Genomic DNA, 20992 nt, shown 5'->3' on the forward strand with positions numbered 1-20992 from the left:
CATCGAGAAATCAAACTCGCAGAAGACGATATCTTAGAGTCGCAAAGTGAAGTTGCGGCGTCTCAAACCTATCTTGAAAATATCGTTAACTCGATGGGCGACGCACTTGTTATTCTTGATGAGAATGAAGAGGTACAGCGGGCCAATGAACCGCTCTTTGCCATGATGGACCGAGCCCCCGAGGATATCTTGGGTCAGCGTTTTACGAATATGGTTGTGGCTGATGATTTAGTTTCTATGACGGGTATTCATGCCGTTTTAAAAAACGGCACAGTCAATGGTTTGAACGTTGTTCTCGAGCGCGATGATAATACGAGAATTCCAGTAACGATAACTGGTTCAAGCATGTTCGACGAAGAAGGCATGTTAACGGGCTATGTTTTGGTCGCGCACGATATGTCGGATGTGATGAGGGCGATGGCTGAGGCATCCAGAGCGGCCGCCGCGGAAAAAGATAAATCGAACGAGCTTGAAATTGCTCTCTTGCGTCTTGAGATCGAGAAAAACAAAGCCGAAATGGCTGACCACACCAAGACACAGTTCGTTGCCAATATGAGCCATGAAATACGAACGCCGATGACTGCTATTTTGGGCTTTGCAGATTTGCTTCTCGACCCATCCCAGAATGAATCAGATCGTTCAGACTGTATCCATACGATTCGGCGAAACGGTCAGCACCTGCTTAATATTATCAATGATATTTTGGATATCACGAAGATTGAAGCTGGGAAGATGACGGTGGAGTCAATCGACTTTTCCCCGATTAAGATTCTTGAAGAAGTACACTCGCTGGTAAAAGCTAAAGCTGAAGAGAAGGGCATAGGTTTCAGCATTGAGTTTGCGACCGAAATTCCGCTTAGCTCCAAGAGCGACCCAACCCGTCTGCGTCAGATTCTGGTTAACCTATTGGGCAACGCGATTAAGTTCACGGATGAAGGTTCGGTTCGTGTCGTGGCAAGTCTGGTTGAACCTGAACCAGGTGCCGCGAAAGTGTTGCAATTTGAAGTTTGCGATACGGGAATTGGGATGAGCCAAGAACAGGCAGAGAAGGTCTTTGAGCGATTCGAACAGGCCGATTCCACAACCACGCGTCGGTTCGGTGGAACCGGGCTTGGTCTCGCGATTTCTTATAAGCTCGCTGAGCTGCTTGGTGGTGGCATAACTGTTGTGAGCCAAGAGGGTAAGGGGAGCACCTTTACAACCTGCATCGCGCCTGGTGATCTGTCGGATGTGGAACTGACCCAGACTCCAGAACAGTATCTGGGCCTAGCTGAAGATACCTCGTCTCTGGATGTTCAGGCTGGTCAGCTTAAAGGTCATATCCTCTTGGCGGATGACGGCAAGGACAACCAGCGTTTGATTTCCTATCGTCTGCGTCAGGCCGGGGCGCAGGTTACATTGGCCAACAATGGTCTTGAGGCACTGGAACTTGCCATGGAGGCATGGGAGTCGGGCGTGCCCTACGATATGATTTTCATGGACATGCAGATGCCTGAAATGGATGGCTATACCGCCACCGCGTGTTTACGCGAAAAAGGTTATAAAGGGCCGATTATTGCTCTCACTGCACACACGATGGCCACGGATCGGGCAAAGTGTCTTGCCTGTGGCTGTGATGATTATTCATCAAAACCGATTAACTTATCGGAACTTCTAAGCCTGTCTGAAAAATACATCTCTGAGGCTGGAAGTATGTGGGGCGATAGTTTTAAATTTGTCCCTTTCAGTGAACGTACCCAAGAGACACCGGCGGAAGCAGCGGCGGAACCTGTCGACGCTGAAGACGTTGTTGCCGCACCCGATCTGGCCGATGACTCAATTGTCAGTGAGTATGCGGATGACCCATACATGCAAGAGATCATCGGAAACTTTGTTGTGAACCTTCATAAGTATTGTGACGATTTGAATGAAGCAGTTGGCTCTCAAGACCGTGAGTCACTGCGCCGCTTGGGACACAACATCGCGGGTTCTGCCGGGGGTTATGGTTTTCCCATGATATCGAAAGCGGCCAAAGTGGTAGAGAACCTTGTTAAGAGCGAATCAGAATTGACCTTAATTGCGACAGAGGTCGATTCCTTGGTAGCACTCTGCCGTCGTACTGTCGGTGTGACGATAGCTTAAGGCCGTAGCCCGTTTTCCACTAACCACTGCTTCAGGATTTCTGAGTGCTCACTGATCAGGATGAGTGCCTTTTTTCCGGTGGTTTTTGTGGGGATGATCCACGATTTCCAGTCTGGGTTTTGGACAGCCACTTCGCACCACGCTTCTTGAGCATCGAGCAAGAAGAGCCAAGAGCCATGGTCTATAGAATGCTGAGAGGCAAGGCGCCTCATGTAACGCATACCCACTGTAGCGCTTGTAAATCGAGCGTTGATTTCCAGAGGGGCCCTAAACTTCTCTGCACCGGTTTCCGGGCATAGGAAAGAGAAGGCGTCGAAACCGCAAATGCCTTCAAAGCCTTGTTCTTGAATCAGCGGAGCAATGGATTGGGCAACCTGCTCGAGTTGTGAATCATACTGAGTGCCAGAGTTAGATTTGCCTTGAACGAGCCGACCATGATTTCCGAGATACGTGCCTGACTGTGTAAGGACTTGCGAGGTATGTCCACAGATATTCCATGTAAGGTCTGGCTTAAAGAATATTTGGGTCGATAGGTTATGAATTGTTGAATACCAGGGTTCAACAATGGCTCCTCCGCGTTGGCTCATTTTCATGAGTCCCCGAATATGTTGAGTGCTGATGAGCCCATTTTTGCCGGCAATGCGCCCACGTCCGCTGCTTCCCATACAGGGCTTAATGGTAAAATTTGCCTGCGCCCATTGTGGCCATCCGGCTAGGATCTCTTCAAGCGCACTCTTGGCTTCTTGTTCAGACTGAATACATTGCAGGATGTGCGAGTATTGCCAGCCAGCCTTATGCCCAATGGTTTGAGCCAGCTGCTTTGCAAAGCCTTTGTTATGAATCGTCTGGACGATTTGAGGCTTAGGGCCGAGGTGCGGCAAACCGCGTTGTTGTGCTTCGAGAAAAGTTGATTGCGTCGCAAACCAGGGCAGCAATCCAGGGGCAGCAGGCAAGTCATCCCCGTATGGGTTTTGATGAGATGGGGAGTTGTCGGCTGTGGACTCGGTAGGTAAACCAAAACTGTTCTGCCAAAGTTCGCCGAGGTGAATCACGACCGGGTGTTGAGCCAGAGTCTTGCCTGAACGATGACTCTCTTCGGCTCCAATGTTGGGCAGCAATACAGATTGAGTTTCAGCGATCATGGTCGTGGCTTATCGCTGGTTGCGCTCATAGACAAGACAATGCAGGAGGGAGGCCGAAAGGGGGGACATCACAACGGCATGGGGTCCTTCGTGATGTCCCATGACCAGACCAAATGCCTGGTTCGCGCACTCTTCGGGAAGTTTCATTCCCATTGTCGAAAGGGGGGACATCACAACGGCATGGGGTCCTTCGTGATGTCCCGTGACCAGACCAAATGCCTGGATCGCGCTTCTTAAGGCATTGTGTGCTCAGAAATATGCAACACAGTGCTGTCGTAACGTGTACCAATGACTCTTGAGAATCCGTGATGTCTCATCCTGAACGCTAACTTTGAAAAGCTTTGCCATTTCAGTTCTTAGGAGCACTGGTTCCGCCTTCTTAGAGAATTTATTCTCTAGCCCGACACGAGCGGACCTTATGGTCTTAAAATTAATATCGCAAGTGGAAAGTGTAACTATCTACTTGTTGCAGGGGGCGCGTTCGATCGTGGAGGTTGTTGAGCAGCTCAGAGTAGGGCGCATCTGTACCAGCTCGGAGCTGATTCTCGCGCTGGTCGCACCCGCTGAGTGATTTAATCAACTATTTCAGTGATAAGGTGGATTTTTAGCCGTTGGCATTCAGCAATACGAGGCGAGTAGCCTTGGTCTAACAACACATAAGCCTTGCCAGATAAGCTGTCCTCCAATATGCCTCCAGTTGACCTAAGCTTTCTTCTCCTGCTTCGACCGGGAGAACGTGTTATGCTCGGGTGAGGTATTTTCGGCAGTTTTTTAAGGACAAGAGACGCTAGCCATGCCCATGTTCAAGTCTCCCGCGAAGTTACTTAGGGAGTTTGCAGAATCGAAACTGGAATCCATTGGCGTTCGGGGTGAACTCTCTGAGCACGAAGTGGATACTGTCCTCGATCCGCTTTACGACACCATCACTGAGCTTGAACGAACCACCGGAAGTACTGTTGTAAAAAGGACGCTTGTTAAGGCGCTGCGACGCGGAGTCGGGGAGCTTGAGCTTTTGCTCTTACCGGAACGACAAGAAGCTTTTTCATTACTTGGTGTGCGGCGCGATACAAAGGCCAACGAAGTGAAGCAGAAGTTTCGAGCTTTGGCCATGGAGCACCACCCGGATAGAACGGGCGGCGATGCCAAAATGATGCGGAATTTAAACCGGGCTTACGCTCAGGTTAAGCGTATCAAGGGAATGGACTAAATTGATTTAGTCGATGTCTATGATGTCACCGGTAAATCTAAATGCGAGCGCGATATAAGGCATAGCCTGTGAGCTGGTGCCATCCCGACCGGCTTTTTCCCCTGCGCGATAGGTATGCTCCAAATACCAATTCACCAATAGAACCAGTGTGGGCTCATTATAGAAGGTTCTTTCTTCTAATGGATCAGTGTGAAAGCGGTACGCGAAAAATGGACCTGCCCGGTGATTGACCCCGGCCCCATTTTTATCACCTAGAACAGCATCAGAATAAAAGGCAGTTGCATAGGTATGCCGTACGCCGGCAATCAGCCCGAAGTCGGTAATGTAAAGAAAGTCGTTGTCCACCTGATAAGCCCAGCCATCTGCTTCTACCAAAAGGTCGAGCTCGCTTTCGTAAAATAACGGGTCCTCATCTTTGGTATCGAGGCTAAATTTCATAGCTCGGTTGGTGGAACGGAATGCAAATTCCTTCACCTTGATTTCAAACTTCGCGCCCAATCGAAGCACGGTGCCGGAGGCTGAATAGCTCTCATTTTCTTTTTGTTGGTCGTCACTGAAGTTCTCGTCCAGAGATGTAAAGGACTGCATTCGGTCCATGGTTCCGAAGTAATTCAGGAAGTAGTACCCCGCAGATAGCCCGAGAATCGTTAAGGGCTGTACAGCAAGAGTCGGTCCGACTTTGATATTTGCCGGTGTAAAATCGAGAAATAACCCAGGCGCGATGTAGTTGCGCTCGAAGATACGCTTTTCAGACTCGTAGAGTTTGTATTGGTATTCCGCGCGAGATTTTACAGCGAGTCCAAGAGGGTTGTAGCGAAGTGCTACAATGGTCTCTTGCATGAGCCGCTGTTTATGTGGAGCAAGCGATGGCTCCTCGGCTTCTTGAGCATAGGATGAAAAAGGTAGCGCGGTGAGTACGACTGCTGCGCCTAGAAGGCTAGCAATAAGGTTTTTCATACTTTAAGGATTAAAAACCTGAGGGGCTGTGTCAATCTAATTTTACCTATACTCGTCTACTGTTTGATTTTCGTATGCTAGGACCAAGTCGCTTCGAACTTCGAATGTAATCGGAGCCCATACATCTCCTTGCTTAAAGTCCGGCAGCCAAGCATCAAATGCAGTCCAGCTTCGCAATTCGTTTCCTACCCAAAGCTCTAAATCAGGCATGGTCGACTGAAGACCCTCGTAAAAATGTACCATCACAGTGTAGGTACCATCGGCTGGTGACTCCAAGAAGATGTTTTCCGGACCGCCGGTGGCACTGTTGTCTACATCTAAAAGAGGGTTATCCGCGGCGTTGCCGGGAGTGCCCCAGTCTAGGTTACTGGTACCCATGGCGTTGGCGGCGGTACAGGTTGCGAAATAGCAGTCCCCAGTTGGGTCTCCAAGCTCAGCGCCTTCGCGCAGGAGGTGCAAGTCTAGGTCGGTATTGGTCGTGTCCCAGTTCAAGCGAATGTTGATGGTTGGCCCTTGTATTGGGGCGTCGCATACCCCGCCTCGCCGGTCTACTTCGATAATCGTACGCGTTACGCCGTAACTGTTTTGTGCTGCAAGAACGAGTCGACTGGTTCCACATTGAAACGATGGACTGATATTAAAATCACCATTCACGGAAAAGTTACCGCCTGGAGTTGTCTCGTAAGTACCGGAGTTCCACGAACCAGGTCCCCAGATACGCCATTCATTGCTGCAAAACATATCGTTGTAAGGTCCGCATACTGCGCCTGTTTCATAACCTTGGATTGTACCTTGAAGGTTGAAGGTCGTGTTGTTGTTTAGCTCGACTCGCCAGCCATTTGAGCCGAGTTGAAATTCGGAGGGCTGACTTAGATGAACCACAGGGCAGCCCGAGCAGGCGTCGTTTGGGTAGGAGTAATTATAGTCTTGGGAGTTATCCCATTGATGACTTCCCAGCGGGAAGCTTAGCTCCTGGGTGGTCTTTGTATTGAGTTGGCAAGCGGTCGTGAGAAACAACACGGCGAGGATGGGTAGTTTCTTGAATAGCATCGGCAGTCCTTCCAATTCAGTCAATATGGAAATGGACGCCGCAAAATCAGAGCTATTCAAAGTAGACCGGGCGAGCCGAGCGGATTTATACGGGGCCGGCCTTAAATGCTGGTATTGGACTGATATCTTTGAGTTAATCAAGTACCCAGTGTGGGGCTAAACGTTGCGGGATTCTGAGTTATCCTTGGGGCGTTGAATCGCCTGCATCGTCCGCATCGTCTGGTTCCGACTCAGGATCGTCTTCCAGGGTCTCGTCGAGTTCTTCTTCTGGTTCCAGCTCCGCCACTGCTTGTGCAAGTGCAAGCTCTTGTTCCTCTACAAAATGCAGCGCCATATCGAACGCTGTTTTTGTATGCGCTAGAACTTTCTCAAAACCTTCTTCACTGAGTGTACGTGCTTCGTCACGGCTTCTGTAAATGTTGATAAAGAGCCGCTCGCGTTCGTAGTGAAGCGGGATTTTATCCACGCCCCAGGCTTCTAGTATCTCCCAGAGTTCCGGGTTGTAAGTTCGTACAAACTGCATAATGAAAGGAATAGGGTCATGCCGAGCCACAAGGGCAGCCAGCCGCAAAACAAGCTCAAAGGAAATGGTACTGGTGCCGTTCTCAACCGCGGCTAAAACGCTCTCATCTTTTAGTTCAAGTGCTTCGCTAAGCTCGTCGAGCGTGAGTCCAGCGACTTCACGAAGGTCACGCAGATAAAGTCCGGTTTCTTCTAAGCGGCGCAAGTGCTCTGGCGAGCTCATGATGGCTTTACCAACCTTACGCGAGACACCACGGGCGCTGGATGCAAGTCGCATCGCTCCACTGGTTAGATTGACGAGCCGTTCTACTACCGAACGTTTATCATCGGGATAGTGGCTAAATAGTTCAGGTGGGAACTGGTCGTCGTCCGTCAAGAGGTACTCCTTTATGCTCGCTTAGCGTATATCAATCAGGGATGACGCAACAAGGGCCGATGATCGATACTCGGCAAGAACTTTTTGGGGTAGGTGCGTGTTGTGAGTCGACGAATAAGTGAAGCGATCCCAGCGAGGTTTCAACATAACATTCAGTTTGAGCACCCCGGTAGACAACATCTAAGACTTGCGCATTACTTTCGCCGGACTCCAATTGAACGTGTTCTGGACGAATAACAACGGTACCCGCTCCATTGTGAGCAGTGGCTAAGTCTATCTTTCCAATCGAGGTCTGGGCAGTCTTATTTTGACACTCGGTCTTAAGGAGTGTGCAGGGGCCCGACAACTCGGCAACCATTTTAGAACTCGGTTGGTTATAAATGGCTTGGGGTGTGCCTATCTGAACAATTGTAGGGATGGCACCGGGGCTGGGAGGGGCCAATACGGCGACACGGTCGGCTAAGCCGAGTGCTTCTTCTCGGTCGTGGGTGACAAGCAGTGCGGCCGTATTTTCTTGAGCCAAAGCTGCTCTTACTTCTCGGCCAACCCGTGCTCTTAAAGAGGCATCTAGGTTGGCGAAAGGTTCATCAAGCAATAGAAACTGCGGCTTGGGTGCAAGTGCTCTCGCCAAGGCAACGCGTTGCTGTTGTCCGCCACTGAGTTCACTGGGTTTTCGGTTTCCAAGTTCGCTCAAGTCAAAGAGCTGAAGCAAAGCTTGAATACGTGCTTCGCAGCCAGGCGTTGCGGCGATACCAAAGCCGATGTTCTGATTGACGCTCATTCCCGGGAAAAGTGCGTAGTCTTGGAAGACCATGCCGACTCGTCGTTCTTGAGGCGCTACCTGGTTATGCCCGTCACCGCTTACCTGCCTTGAGCCAATATGGATGGTGCCTGATTGCGGGGTAATGAAACCGGCGATGCTGCGCAGTAAGGATGACTTTCCGCAGCCTGATGGACCCAGCAATCCCAGCAGCTCCCCCGAGCGTATACTCAGGTTGAGATCACTGAACGTGGGAGTCTCGTCGTAACTGTGACTGAGATTACGAATGTCCAGTGGCAGGGACTCAGACATGACGTCTCCATCTGTAAAGCAGAGCTTGGATTGCAAAGGCCAAACTTAATAGCAAAATGCCTCCAAGGCCAACGTCGGCCAGAGCGCCCTCTTGTTGAGCATCAAAGATTCGGTAGGCGAGAGTTTGCCGGCCAAGTGGCGTAAGCATCAAGGTAATGGGTAGCTCTTTGGCAATCGCGATAAAGAGTAGGCAATACGCAGTAAACATCCCAGGGGCCAGTGCGGGTAGGGTGATCTCACGAAATATTCTGGGGCGGGATGCTCCAAGCGTTTGCGCCGTTTCTTCATGGCGAAGGTCGAGCCGAAGAACAGCGGGCTTAATGGCGGCGTAACCTTCCGAGAGAAATCGAACGGTGTAACCAAAGATCAAGAAGAGACCAAAAGACTCAAGGGTACTCCACAAAGAGAAGGCGTTTGGTGACGTTCCAAGAATTCGCTGAACGCCCAAAAAGACGTAGAAGATACCCATCGCGACGAGGATACCGGGAAGACTGCTGGCGGCGTAGGTTGAATGCTCACCCATCTCGCCGAGCTTGCCCTGATGTCGCCCGAAGGTCCAAGCAGGCAAGAGAGCACAGAGCATCGTAATCAGAGCTCCAAAGAGGGTGTAAGCCAGCGTGGTGGCGAGAGGGGCGCCAATGGAAGAAAATGTTATGTTGGCTTCTAGACCATTGAGAACCCACACGGAGAGGGTGACCAACGGTAGAACAAGCCCAAGGCCTGCGATGATGCCATGCAAACTATAAGTCATGAAAAGCAATGGGCCTTTCAGCTCGCTGCGCTTGAGAAGTCTTGCATCTCCCAGGTGTCGTTCAGGTTTAGCTGCGCCGTGAAGAAGCCGCAGGCCGATGAGGATAGGAATCACACATAAAAGCATTCCGAAGCCAATGCGTACCGCATCTGCCGGTGCATGCCGAGCTTGATAAAGGGCCCAGGTGAGCACTTCGCAGTCGAGAACGGCAACCGCTCCGAAATCGCTGATCACATAAAAGGCAACAATGACGAGAGAGAATGTCCAGGTAGGCCTTAGGGCGTTTGCGGTGAGGCTCCAAAAGCGTTTCCATGGGCCAGCTCCGAGAAGCTGAGCTGCTTCGTCTGTGCTGGCTGGTATTCTTCCGAGGGCAGCACTGACCAAGAGTTGCACATAAGGAGTACAAGACAAGGTGAGAACAATGCAGGCAGGGATGAAGCCAGAAAAGACGGTTTCTGACCCGAGGATAGAACCGAGGCTACCGCGAGGGGCCATGGCTTCACGAACAATGGTTGCAAGAAGATAGCTCGGAACGGCCAGTGGTAAAGTGGAGATGAGGGCTAACCAGCGTCGCCCGAAATAGTGGGTTCGGGTTTGTACCCAAGCCAGCCAAGTTCCAAAAACCAGTGACGCGCAAGACACGATGATTGCGAGTCCCAGCGTTCGCAAAATAAGATAGCTAAGGTCGGACCAATCTCTTGGAGGCGTCGCGAAGAGGTCAGCTGGGTCCAGCATGGCCAGGATGAGACCACAAATTGGAACGAGTACGGCTGCGAGGATAAGCCCAAGGGTCAACCCAAGAGGCCAGGCATTCAGGATGCCCTTTATTCGACCATCCGTACTTTGTTTCATTGAAGCTTCAGTTGACGCAGTAGTTCGAGAGTGGGTCCAACATCCGCGAGATGCTGCTGGTCTACGCGAACCATTCTTGTGGCGATAGCCGGTAGATCCGAATGAGCCTTAACCTTTGGATGTGTGGGGTATTCATAAAGCTCACGGGTGAATCGTTCTTGAACCTTTGGGCTTAGTAAATAATTGACGAATTGCAAGGCGGCGTCCTTGTTCTTCGCGCCCTTAACCACACCTACGCCGCTTAACATCATTAGGTTGCCTGCATCACCTTCCGCTCTGAAGCTGTAGTTCTTCGCTTCAAGCTTTGGATCAGAGGCTTGGAGTTTGTGTAGGTAGTAATGATTAACCCAGCCAATTCCGATTTCTCCCGATGATACGCCGCGAACTTGTGGAGAGTTCTTAGGGTAAACTCTCGGTTGAATTTTCGCCATGTTCTCTAACCATGATTTGGTTTTCTCTTCGCCCCAAAGGTGACGCAAGGCACTGACATGGGCTTGAAAGCTGGCGTTGCTAGGTGCCCAGCCAACGATACCGGCATATTTAGGATTGGTAAGCTCTGCTAGAGAGTCGGGCAGGTCTGATTCCTGGTACTTTCGCGGGTCGAAAACCAGAACACGCGCCCGGCCACTGGTAGCAACCCAAAAACCATTGCTGTCACGATTATAGTCTTCGACAGTCGTGAGAACATTCTCAGGTAATTTTTCAAGAACGCCTTTTTGCGCCAATGCACCGAGGTAACCAGAGTCTTGTGCGAAAAAGACATCCGCCTGAGTTTGGTCTTTTTCACTGAGTAAGCGGCTTGCTAATGCTTGAGTGGATTTCTCGTAACGCACATTTACTTTGATGCCACTTTCGGCTTCGAAGTCATCTACCAACTTCTGAATCAAAACTTGTCCACGGCCGGAATAAATAACGAGTTCTTTCGATTCTTGAACTTTCGGTTGCGGGCTCGATGGCTCCATGGCTGCTTTATCGGCGCAGGCGCTTAATGCGAGGAAGATGAAGCCAATGATTACAAATTTGAATTGTCTATGCATAAGAATTACCAGTTTTTTTCGAGCCCGAAGTTGTTGACGGCTTGGACTTGCCGAGGTGGTTTGCGCAATAGAATCTTGAACCACCGGCTGTCAAGCTGCCTGATATAGCTATACAATATTCTTAAACCCTTCCTTTATAAAGGAAGGCAAGGTAAATCTTAGCCACTTGAGTTTATTTAGGGGCAGACCTCTTCGGACCTCCTGCCGCTCTAAACATTTAGGAACACAGGATGAGCGAGATACAGTTTGAGTCGGGAGTTTCTATGGCCGGTCTCACGACCTTGGCCGTGGGTGGTTGCGCCCGTTATTTGGCCCGTCCAAATACGATTGCTCAGATTCGCTCGTGCCTAGAGCGGGCTTCCCGGGAAGGCCTCGAAGTTTTTGTGTTGGGCGGCGGAAGTAATCTTCTGGTGTCTGATGATGGGTTCGAGGGTCTTGTCTTATCCCCACAAAATACCGAGATCGAATGTATTGAGAAGTCGGCTGATTCGGTTGCTCTCAAGGTTGGGGCCGGTTGTGTCTGGGACGACTTGGTTGAGTTTTGTGTAGAAGCTGGTTACTCCGGAATTGAATGCCTTAGTGGGATTCCGGGCTGCGTTGGGGCTGCGCCCATTCAAAATATAGGGGCATACGGCCAAGAGGTCGCTGAAGTCATCGAGTCGGTTGTATGCGTGGCCAAGGCCGATGGCTCATCCAAAGAATACACAAAAGCCGATTGCGGTTTTGGCTACAGAACAAGCTCATTTAAAACGCACCGCTTGGGCCTGGATGTTGTAGTTGAGGTCACTTTTCGTCTGCAACTGCGGCCACCTGCCACACCGCGCTACCCTGAGCTTATCAAGGCATGTGGCGAAAACTGCAATGATCTTAGAACCTTAAGAGAGACAGTCCTTAAGCTACGCCGGCGTAAATCCATGGTATACGACCAGGCAGATGCCAATCATCGCAGCGCAGGCTCTTTTTTCGTGAATCCAATCGTTGATAAAATTGTTTTAAAACAGGTACATGAAGCGCTTACTGCACTCAGTATTCCGATCCAAGACATGCCCTGTTTTGAACAAGGTGCAGAGGCTTGGAAGCTCTCTGCTGCTTGGCTGATGGACCGCGCAGGTTTTGGCAAGGGTTTTGGTGATGGGGCAGCTGGTTTGTCGACCAACCATTGTTTGGCCATTGTAAATCGCGGAGACGCCCAGGCCAGCGATATCGCAGAGCTGGCGCGCGAAATCCAAGAAGGCGTTCTAAAACGCTTTGGTGTAACCCTGGCCCCGGAACCGGTTTATCTCGGGGGCTTTATCTAAGTCACTGAATTTGCATTGAATTTGATCAGGCAGCGGACTAACCATACACTATATATGATGATGTTGCTTCTCCAGGAACGGGATTGAGATGGCGAGATTGAGCCGTGGGATGGTTTCAACTGTCCGTAAACAATTGGTAAAGCTCAAGGCTCTCGATCTGAAGAAGCAGTCGGATAGCCTCACACACGCCGAGAAAAAACAGTGGACCCAATATTATGCCGGCGTCCTAAAACTCTTTGATCCGAGCCAGACGAGGATGGTTGAAGAGCGAGATGCAATGCGGATACCGATGACAACTGAGGTTTTGTATCAGAGAGATGCTGCTCGGTTCACGACCAAGTGCTGGGACCTGTCGGTCTCAGGCATCGGCTTGGCGTTTAATTCGGAAGTCAGTGTGGACGATTTGGTGAGCCTCAAGTTTTACCTCAAGACAAAGAAGCTCAAGTTCTTTGAAGAAGAGCATGAGGTTAACTGTGAGGGCATCGTTAAATGGTCGTCCAGCAAAGATAACCGAACAGGTATTGAATTTCACGGGCTGAGTGATGAGCTTAAAGTGTTGATTCACCGCTCTTTGTTCGATGAGATTGGGCGCCAAATTAAGCGTGCTCTGCAATGGGCCTAAAAAGTTCTCAGCGAAGCTGGCTCGATGTCGATTTCGGCACTTGATAGCGATTGAGAATCACGTCACTTCGTTCATGAACTCGTTCTGAATCCAAAACAATGGTGCAACCATTTTTGAGTTGGACCGTGGTGGTCTCTTTAGCAGCGCTGATAAGTTTTGCTAGATGTGCAAGGTCCGAAACAATTTTACCTTCCACACTGTGTACGATTTGATTGTCCAATGTGTCGTAGCCCAAATTAAGTTCGTCAGCGAGTACTTGTGTGAGCACGATGACTTCTTGTCGGTCTTTGGACTTGGTTCCATTGTAGTATTCGTTGAGTAATTGATTTGGGGCTTTTTCCCACCACTCATCCCAAGTTTCCAGATAGTGGCGACTCAGGCTTTGAAAGACCAATCCGCCATAAATAATATACTGGGGCTTTGTGTCGTACTGGCTGCGAGGAACCAACGGGGCCCAAGGCATTAAGTCCACTTTGAATGAGAGTTTCTTACCCGCTCGTAAGATTTTAACTTTGAGCGTGTCCCCCACGTAGTAGTCGCAAAGTGCGACATCTAGTTTTGTTCGAAAGAGGTCGCGGTATCGAATGGTGCCGTTGTTGGCAATGGTTTGGCCGCCGAGTGAGAGTAGGGTGTCGCCTACCTGAAGAATTCCCCACGCAGAATTTCCGTATTCTACCTGAGTAATAAGAACGCCAGTATCAGATTTCTTCATGCCAAGTGTTTTGCGCTGAAGCGGGTTTTCAAGATTTTGAATACCGATTCCGAGTCCTGGAATCTGAGGCAACCGGCCGCCCTTGGTCCCTTCTAAGAAGTGACGAATCAGCGGGGGAGGGACAATCTCTCCGATATTCTCCGCATCTTTAAGCGTTTGAAAGGCTATACCCACAACCTTGTCATCCATAAACACGGGGCCTCCGCTGTTGCCTTCATTGATGGCAGCATCCACGGTGGCGGCTAGAAGCCGGCGCTTTGAGTGTTCGTACTGCTGAACCTCTATTCGAGAAATGACACCCTCTGTGATGGATACTTCCTCTCCACCAACTGGGAAGCCTACAACGGAAACGGTATCCCCAAGCTCGGGAAGCTCACCAATCTCTGGCAACTCAACACCTTTGGTAAATGATTTTTTGACGGAGAGAAGGGCTAGGTCTGCCTCGTGGCAAACAGAATGGATCTGCGCCAGCTCCTTGTTGGCATCAGAGCATTTCTGAACCTGAAGAAATGTTGCGTGAGATACAACGTGGGCACCTGTTAGAATAAGCCCTGGTGCAATGATCACTCCGGACCCCGTTGAGGACGTTGGGCTGTCGGCCTGCCATGGGCAGTCAAAGTTTGGGGACTGCGTGGTGGCGTAAATTTTGACGGCCTGTGGAAACAACATGGACTCTCCCTCCAATGGAACACAACGTTTAATGGATGGCGACCGTCGCATCAACTCCTCAAATGGATGACGCAATGAGTCAGTGTTGGAGATCGTTCGACGCGCGAAAATCGATTCAACAATGACCAGAGGGGGGTTTTTTAAGGCCCCTAAATCCTATAAGCCGCTAGTTATCAATTATGGTCGGGTCCGAACCGGCGTTGCAGTGATGGGGTTTCACCCGCTGTACGCAATGGACTTCCCCGGCCATCCAACCGGTTCATGGGACCACCGAGGAACAAAAACAATGTCTGAAACTACCGTGACATCCTCCGAGCAAGCTATGGAGCTCGAAAACAAATACAGCGCTCATAACTATCATCCACTTCCTGTCGTTCTTGCAAAGGGCGAGGGGATTCACGTATGGGATGTGGAAGGTAAAAAGTATTACGATTTTCTGTCGGCTTACTCGGCAGTGAATCAAGGTCATTGCCATCCGAAGATTACGGAAACGCTGATTGAGCAGTCGAAGGTGCTTACGCTTACTTCACGTGCTTTTTATAATGACGTTCTTGGACCTTACGCGAAATATATCACTGAGTACTTTGGTTATGACAGAGTACTGCCAATGAATACGGGTGTTGAGGGCGGTGAAACCGCAATCAAGCTTTGTCGTAAGTGGGCATATCAAGTGAAGGGCGTTGAAAAGGATAAAGCTAAGATTCTTTTCGCCAATGGTAACTTCTGGGGCCGAACGCTGGCGGCATGCTCTTCATCAACCGATCCGGATTGTTTTGAAGAATATGGTCCATACATGCCTGGTTTTGAGTTGATTCCATACAACGATTTGGAAGCTCTCGAAAAAGCACTCGAAGACCCGAATGTTGCGGGTTACATGGTTGAGCCGATTCAGGGTGAAGCTGGCGTTGTGGTACCTGGCGAAGGTTACCTCGCGAAGTGTCACGAAATGTGCAAAGCCAAAAATGTTCTTCTGATTTGTGACGAAGTTCAAACAGGTATTGGCCGTACAGGACGATTGCTCGCAAGTGATTACGACAATGTGAAACCTGATATCCTAATTTTAGGTAAAGCCCTTTCAGGTGGCGCAATGCCTGTATCAGCTGTTTTGGCAGATGACGAAGTCATGTTGACCATTAAGCCTGGACAACACGGTTCAACTTACGGTGGGAACCCACTGGCTTGTAAAGTTGCAGTCACAGCTCTTGAGGTTCTCAAGAACGAGAAGATGACTGAAAATGCTTTCACACTCGGTGAAGCTTTCCGTGAGCGTATGGGTCAACTCGTTGAGCGATGTGACTTGGTTGAGGGTGTACGAGGTCGCGGGCTTCTCAATGCACTTTTGATTAACGATACGCCAGAGAGCACAACTGCTTGGGATATCTGTGTCAAAATGAAAGACAATGGCCTTTTGGCCAAACCAACGCATGGCAACATCATCCGGTTCGCTCCACCTCTTACGATTACAGAGGAAGAGCTATCGGCATGTTGTGAGATTATTGAGCAGACCGTGCTTGAATTTGCGAAGAATAAGTAACGCCTCGGGCTTCTAAATGACCGAAGGTTTGTAATGAACAGTGGCGACTTCGTCGTCAATTCGGTGGGTAGAAGTTTCGATGGAAAGTTTAGGACGTATCTTAGAAGCCGGACTCGCAAGGTTAAGTGCCTTGTGGCTCCGGCTTTTAAAATGGGCAACTGTTGTTTTTCTAATCATTCTCTTAGGACTGCCGCTGCTTCGGCAGTTGGCTCCAACCTTACCCGACTGGCGACTCTTTCCTTTAAGTTATAGTGGCTTAGTTTCCCAAAATTTTATGTTTTGGGCGGCTGGCCGTACTTATGGGCAAAGGGGTGTTTATGATGCGCTTCTCTTTACAGCGCAGTCTGTGCAGCAATCTTACCCCGGAAGCTACCTTGCTTATCTCGATGTGAGCCATCGCAAGGGCGGGCAAATCCGTGGCCATTTGAGTCATAAGCATGGGAGAGATGTTGACCTATTACTTTTGGGGCATCACCCAAATGGTTCTTTGGTTCCAACCGGTGTTTCATATTCGGATATTGGATACAGTTTGAAATACAATTGTAAGACGCTTCAAAACCCCAGTGGTCATATCCTTGACGGTGCACGGAATTGGTCAATGTTGATGGCCTTGCGTACAAATCCACATCGCCGCGTGGAACGGATATTTCTCGAGCCTTGTTTAAAAGTTTGGCTATTGAGTGTGGGGAAAAAATCGGGAGCGGAGCAAGAGGCATTGGCGTGGGTTGAAAAAGTGGTTGGCTATGCCGGTAAGAATTCAGCGGATCACTTGGACCATATCCATATTCGGTTCAGTCAAAACCCAATCTAGATTCATGGAAATCAGCTCGTCATCATGAACCGACCTTTTTAGAGAGTGCTTCTGCGAAGTCTTTGTCGACTTTAGCTTGGCCTTTGATGAGGTCGTTGATGCCTCGCATCATCAGAAGTTTCATCGTTGTTTCGATATCTGCAGAGCCCTCACCGGTCTTACTGTTGATGTGGTCACGAATAAATTTCACGACCTCCATAAAGTGGTTATCCACGTCGATGATAATGCGGTTGTGTCCTAGTCCAGTCATATCTACCCCTTAGAGCTATCTTTAGCATTTCTTGCGCCAGGAGCAAGGCCTGTAGGGAAATGTCGTTTAGAGCAATGATTTCGGTCGAATGGCAAAATCTCCTATTATCTTTGCAGAGTTATCGAGTAAGGGAATCGCTGTTCATGGGACTGACTGAGGTCATTTATATACTTGCGCTGGGTGTGGTTGGCGAGGGCCCCGTTTATGAACTCGATCCAGCCGAGGGTAAGCACGAAGTAAGTATTGCCGCTGCGTTTTGGGAAGACCCTTCGGTGTTGACGGTTGCTCGAGTCATTTTGCCAGAAAATCAAAAACGTTTTGAAGACTTTAACAACTCCGCAAGAAATTTCGGTTTCAATGACTATCCGATTTGGGTTCGCGTGAATCTAAGCAACTCCTTAGACCGCCGCGCTAAATGGATACTTGAGCTGGCCGACCCCTTGATTGACCTTTTTGAAATACATATTCCAGATGCCTTTGGTTATTACGATATGAAAACAGGAGGGGACACCCTTCCGTTTAACCATCGTGAGATTAAGTACGAGCGATTCGCATTCGAGTTACAATTTGAACCAGGTGAAACAAAGGCTATTTATCTACTTTTTAAGCCTGGCTATTCAAGCTGTAAACTGACGGCCTACAAACCAGCGGCGCTTACTGAATCGGTCCATCGTGAGCAGCTCTTTGCCGGTATCTTTTTTGGGATGCTTCTCTTAGCCATCATTTACAATTTTTTCATTTTCGCATCCATGCGTCATGAAGCTTTTTTGGACTACGTTGCCTACGGTCTAGGGTTACTTGGTGTCATGGCAGTCGTGGATGGGTATTGCGCGCAGTTTTTATTGCCGGGATGGCCGGTATTAGCAAACCGTTTGACCGGTGTGTTCGTCGCTTGGATAGGAATGAGTATTGCCCGTTTTATTTTAAATTACATTGGTCCCGAAAATTTAACGACCGGTCTTGTCGGCTATTTAAAGTTTTGTACTTGGCTTACGGGAGCATCGGTCTTGTTGGCCATGTTTTCGCCTTCAGTAGTAGGCGTTCCCATCGCTCTCTTGGTGGTTACTCTGGTCATTCCTGCTATTGTTTGGGCCATGGTTGTTTTAAGCCGAGTCCACCATCCGGATGCTTGGAATTTCATCGTAGCTTGGGTTTTTGTGGCGATTGGGGCCGTCATTTCGATAGCCATGCATTTAGGTTTGATGAGTTTAAATGTCCCACCCGTCTTACCTATTAAAATCGCATCCGCCTTCAATTTGGTTTTACTCTCGTTGGGACTGGCCGCTCATTTTAGCCGCATCCAGCGAGAGAATGCGATTCAGAGTGAAGTTTTAGTAAAGCAAGAGAAGCTCGTTCAGATCGGTGAGATGATGGGGGAGCTGTCTCATGAACTTAAGAATCTCAACAACGCATCTTTGCTGGGTATGGCCGTGGAGCAAGACCGTGTCGTCGAGATCCTCTCTTTTTATTCCGAGGTAGATTCTCGGTGGCCAGACTTGGCCCCGGTGTTGTTTGAAAACCCGGTGGGTCGGAGTCTGTCACAGCCGCGGCTTGACCGCTGGGGAAACCTTGTTCTTGAGTATCCCGCAACGGCCGGAGTGTTTGATGAACTCAAAGGTTTCATGGCCGAACTCTCTCTGGAGGATGAAGTTCTAGATGAGTTAATGAACCAAGTTCGAGTTTTTGATGTAGCTCAAATGGTTCTTCTCAATCACGTGATGGCTTTGGCGCGCCGATTACTTATGATGAATTCTTCGGCTGGTCATGCCAATAACCTCTTAGAGAGTGTGCTCGATTATTCAAGAGAAAGCGATGGGCTCAAAGTATGTGACCTCGCTATGGTGGTGGAGAGCTGTCAAAGGCTGGTGGCAAAGAAATTGGAGTTCGCAAACATCCGGATGCAATTTCATTGTTCGGGACAGGCCCTGGCGGGTGCATCTGCTTCCGACATGCACCAAGTTGTGCTGAACTTATTAGGCAATGCTCACGATGCATTGGTGGAGAGTCGTCAAGCGGAGAAAAACATTGTTGTTTTCGTTGAGTCAAATGACGAAGGAAAAATTTCTTTGGCGATTGAGAACAACGGCCCAGCAATTCCGCTGGCCACGGCTGAACGGATCTTTGAGAGACATTATTCAACCAAAGGAGCGCAAGGAAGTGGGATTGGGCTCTTTGTTTGTCGTAAGCTCTTAACGAGTAGTGGTGGCGATATCACTGTCGATTCAAGCACCCTGAAAACAGTTTTTAGAGTCGTATTGCCTACGGCTTGATGAGATGAGACTGGAGATTATGAAATATTATCGAGAGTTCAGCTTAATCTTGGCCGTATCAGGTCTTCTCCTGCCGAGTCATGCATTTGCTCAGGAGCAGGAGCAGGAGCAGGCGGTTGAAGAACTCGTCTCTGAGCCAAACCCTTCAATATTAAAGATAGATGAAGAACCTGAAGCGTTAGATACCCACCGGCCCCTTATTACGGAAGAACCACCCGCTTGCCGCCAAGAAACGAAGAAAGCATCCCCTGTGGGTAAGCTTGCTGGGGCAGACAGAGTATTTAGAGGCCACCGATTTCTAATCCTCAGCTCGCAGCGTTCGGCTTTTGTCATGTCTTCTTTTAACTTTGAGCAGTCGGTCTTTGGTTTGGATATTCCCAAATTAGCCGCGGACAGTGATGGGGAGATTATTCATGATGTTTCAACAGAGGGACTTGGGGAACTCTTGGGATTCTCGCTGAAAGTTTCAAAGTTTATGTCGGTCGATGCTGGGGCGGTCATGCGGATCCAACATGGCCCCGATGCGCCGTCTCTTTTATTTCGAGGAGCGGCCTATCAGATTGGTGGTGTTTTGGGTGCGACTTTTCAAGTCTTTCGTGATGAAGACTTGGGCTTGCAGGTTTCAACTCGACCGTGGTTTTCTTATACCAGCTCTAGAAATTATTCGGTCTTTGCTTTTGTTGATGGAGCCAGTGAACTGGCGCCCGACGCCACTCCGGACGAAGTTCTCCAAACGAGTACCAAGGATGCCTTTCTAGAGGTGACCTCAGAAATGTCAGGCGGAGCGAGTTTACTCCTGGCATACACCTGGGATGAAGCGGTGGGGGTGCAGGCTTCTTTGGACGTGGCTTGGAGCGAGCAAGAGTCGGACCCTATTTCATCTGAGTACGGGAGTGTGACGAAGACCGAATATGTGATGGTCGCGGGTGCGGGAAGTATTGAGTACGATTTTAGGTCACAAGGCCTCCCGGCTTCATTCGCGGCGGAATACAAAATGACTTACGGCCGATTGGCAGATAACCCTTTTCCAAGTACCGCCAGCCGCGTGAGCCATCGCCTGGGTATGGGAGTCTACTATACGGGGCGTGACGACCTACAACTGGGGCTTGCGTATTATACACTTCTTGGCCTTCCTCGGGTGGAAGCAGTGGATGCTCAGCCCAGTGACCCACCTCGTGAGAGTTCCCCGGCAGTTGTAAAAATGGTTGCCTTTAATCTGTATTATTTCTGGTAGGAATCACATGATGTATTTAAGCGGTACGGGTTTTAGCTTGTCTTCAAAGTTTTGGCGTGGGGCTATGATGTATTTGCTCCTTGGAGGCACGGCTTGCTCAAGTAGCTCTGAAGTGGATTTTAGCCAATGTGAATTGCTGGATTATGAACAGAGTTTGGGAATCGCAAGCGTGAGCGACAGTTCTATATTGTTGAAGTCTGTAGATTCACGCACTGAGGTCACCCAGCAGATTCTTATGGAAAGCTGGGTCACTCAAGGAGGCCCATCACAAGCCGGTATTCAATCGTTTGATTCAGATACAAATTACCAAACATGCAGTTACTGCCTAACGCTAGAAACAGGGTGTCAAAACGGTACATGCGAAAAACTGTATTTAGCGACGAGAGGTAATGTTAATCTACAAGCCATCTCCACTGCAGAAGGTGAGCCTGTGGGGGTTCGAATCAATGAATTATTGTTCGAAGAGATTACACTCGATGATGATTATCGCTCAACGAAGGTAGCC

At 49.4% G+C, this 20992-nt stretch carries 18 protein-coding genes; 9 read left to right on the plus strand and 9 right to left on the minus strand.

The features are described 5' to 3' along the window. On the plus strand, nt 1-2121 hold a 2121-nt coding region (locus HOK28_24490), incomplete at its 5' end, for a response regulator (GenBank protein MBT6436270.1). On the opposite strand, the gene HOK28_24495 is transcribed toward HOK28_24490, so the two are convergent. Next, nucleotides 2118-3263, minus strand: a complete 1146-nt coding sequence (locus HOK28_24495) for a hypothetical protein (protein ID MBT6436271.1) — start codon at nt 3261-3263, stop codon at nt 2118-2120. The genes HOK28_24490 and HOK28_24495 overlap by 4 nt on opposite strands. A 793-nt stretch (nt 3264-4056) precedes the next feature. Between HOK28_24495 and HOK28_24500 the strand changes: the two genes are divergently transcribed. Further along, nucleotides 4057-4470, plus strand: coding sequence for a J domain-containing protein (locus HOK28_24500; protein MBT6436272.1), 414 nt, complete (start codon nt 4057-4059; stop codon nt 4468-4470). A 6-nt stretch (nt 4471-4476) separates the two neighbouring features. On the opposite strand, the gene HOK28_24505 is transcribed toward HOK28_24500, so the two are convergent. The 6 genes from HOK28_24505 to HOK28_24530 all read right to left on the minus strand — a co-directional run bounded on the left by HOK28_24505 (nt 4477) and on the right by HOK28_24530 (nt 11087). Next, entirely contained in the window at nt 4477-5427 is a 951-nt protein-coding gene (locus tag HOK28_24505) for a hypothetical protein (protein ID MBT6436273.1), read from the minus strand. A 42-nt stretch (nt 5428-5469) separates the two neighbouring features. Further along, complete coding sequence (locus HOK28_24510; GenBank protein MBT6436274.1) at nt 5470-6477, minus strand: hypothetical protein; 1008 nt, start codon at nt 6475-6477, stop codon at nt 5470-5472. 178 nt (nt 6478-6655) lie between these two features. Beyond that, on the minus strand, nt 6656-7375 hold the full coding sequence (locus tag HOK28_24515) for a helix-turn-helix transcriptional regulator (GenBank protein MBT6436275.1): 720 nt from the start codon (nt 7373-7375) through the stop codon (nt 6656-6658). A gap of 31 nt (nt 7376-7406) precedes the next feature. Further along, on the minus strand, nt 7407-8447 hold the full coding sequence (locus HOK28_24520; GenBank protein MBT6436276.1) for an ABC transporter ATP-binding protein: 1041 nt from the start codon (nt 8445-8447) through the stop codon (nt 7407-7409). Continuing rightward, complete coding sequence (locus HOK28_24525) at nt 8440-10050, minus strand: iron ABC transporter permease (GenBank protein ID MBT6436277.1); 1611 nt, start codon at nt 10048-10050, stop codon at nt 8440-8442. The genes HOK28_24520 and HOK28_24525 overlap by 8 nt, the downstream gene beginning before the upstream one ends. Then, on the minus strand, nt 10047-11087 hold the full coding sequence (locus HOK28_24530) for an extracellular solute-binding protein (protein ID MBT6436278.1): 1041 nt from the start codon (nt 11085-11087) through the stop codon (nt 10047-10049). Before HOK28_24530 ends, HOK28_24525 begins: the two co-directional genes overlap by 4 nt. A 230-nt stretch (nt 11088-11317) precedes the next feature. Between HOK28_24530 and HOK28_24535 the strand changes: the two genes are divergently transcribed. Together HOK28_24535 and HOK28_24540 are read left to right on the plus strand one after the other, a co-directional pair. Next, a complete protein-coding gene (locus tag HOK28_24535; GenBank protein ID MBT6436279.1) occupies nt 11318-12385 on the plus strand; it encodes a UDP-N-acetylmuramate dehydrogenase in 1068 nt (355 codons plus the stop codon). A gap of 109 nt (nt 12386-12494) precedes the next feature. Continuing rightward, on the plus strand, nt 12495-13007 hold the full coding sequence (locus HOK28_24540; GenBank protein ID MBT6436280.1) for a PilZ domain-containing protein: 513 nt from the start codon (nt 12495-12497) through the stop codon (nt 13005-13007). 7 nt (nt 13008-13014) lie between these two features. On the opposite strand, the gene HOK28_24545 is transcribed toward HOK28_24540, so the two are convergent. Continuing rightward, nucleotides 13015-14388, minus strand: a complete 1374-nt coding sequence (locus HOK28_24545; protein MBT6436281.1) for a trypsin-like serine protease — start codon at nt 14386-14388, stop codon at nt 13015-13017. Nucleotides 14389-14689: 301 nt separating this feature from the next. On the opposite strand from HOK28_24545, the gene rocD reads away from it, so the two are divergent. Then, nucleotides 14690-15922 (plus strand): ornithine--oxo-acid transaminase, encoded by a 1233-nt coding sequence (gene rocD, locus HOK28_24550; GenBank protein ID MBT6436282.1) that lies wholly within the window; start codon nt 14690-14692, stop codon nt 15920-15922. Nucleotides 15923-16001: 79 nt separating this feature from the next. Next, nucleotides 16002-16733 carry a hypothetical protein gene (locus HOK28_24555; GenBank protein ID MBT6436283.1) on the plus strand — a complete coding sequence of 244 codons (732 nt, stop codon included), beginning with the start codon at nt 16002-16004 and terminating at the stop codon, nt 16731-16733. A 22-nt stretch (nt 16734-16755) separates the two neighbouring features. On the opposite strand, the gene HOK28_24560 is transcribed toward HOK28_24555, so the two are convergent. Next, nucleotides 16756-16983, minus strand: a complete 228-nt coding sequence (locus HOK28_24560) for a hypothetical protein (protein ID MBT6436284.1) — start codon at nt 16981-16983, stop codon at nt 16756-16758. Between the two features lie 143 nt (nt 16984-17126). On the opposite strand from HOK28_24560, the gene HOK28_24565 reads away from it, so the two are divergent. The 3 genes from HOK28_24565 to HOK28_24575 form a co-directional block, all read left to right on the plus strand. Continuing rightward, complete coding sequence (locus HOK28_24565) at nt 17127-19253, plus strand: sensor histidine kinase (GenBank protein MBT6436285.1); 2127 nt, start codon at nt 17127-17129, stop codon at nt 19251-19253. A gap of 19 nt (nt 19254-19272) precedes the next feature. Beyond that, nucleotides 19273-20487 carry a hypothetical protein gene (locus tag HOK28_24570; GenBank protein MBT6436286.1) on the plus strand — a complete coding sequence of 405 codons (1215 nt, stop codon included), beginning with the start codon at nt 19273-19275 and terminating at the stop codon, nt 20485-20487. Between the two features lie 64 nt (nt 20488-20551). Continuing rightward, nucleotides 20552-20992 (plus strand): hypothetical protein (locus tag HOK28_24575; GenBank protein MBT6436287.1); only part of this gene is annotated, 441 nt, incomplete at its 3' end.

The sequence above is a fragment of the Deltaproteobacteria bacterium genome, assembly GCA_018668695.1.
Taxonomy (GTDB): domain Bacteria; phylum Myxococcota; class XYA12-FULL-58-9; order XYA12-FULL-58-9; family JABJBS01; genus JABJBS01.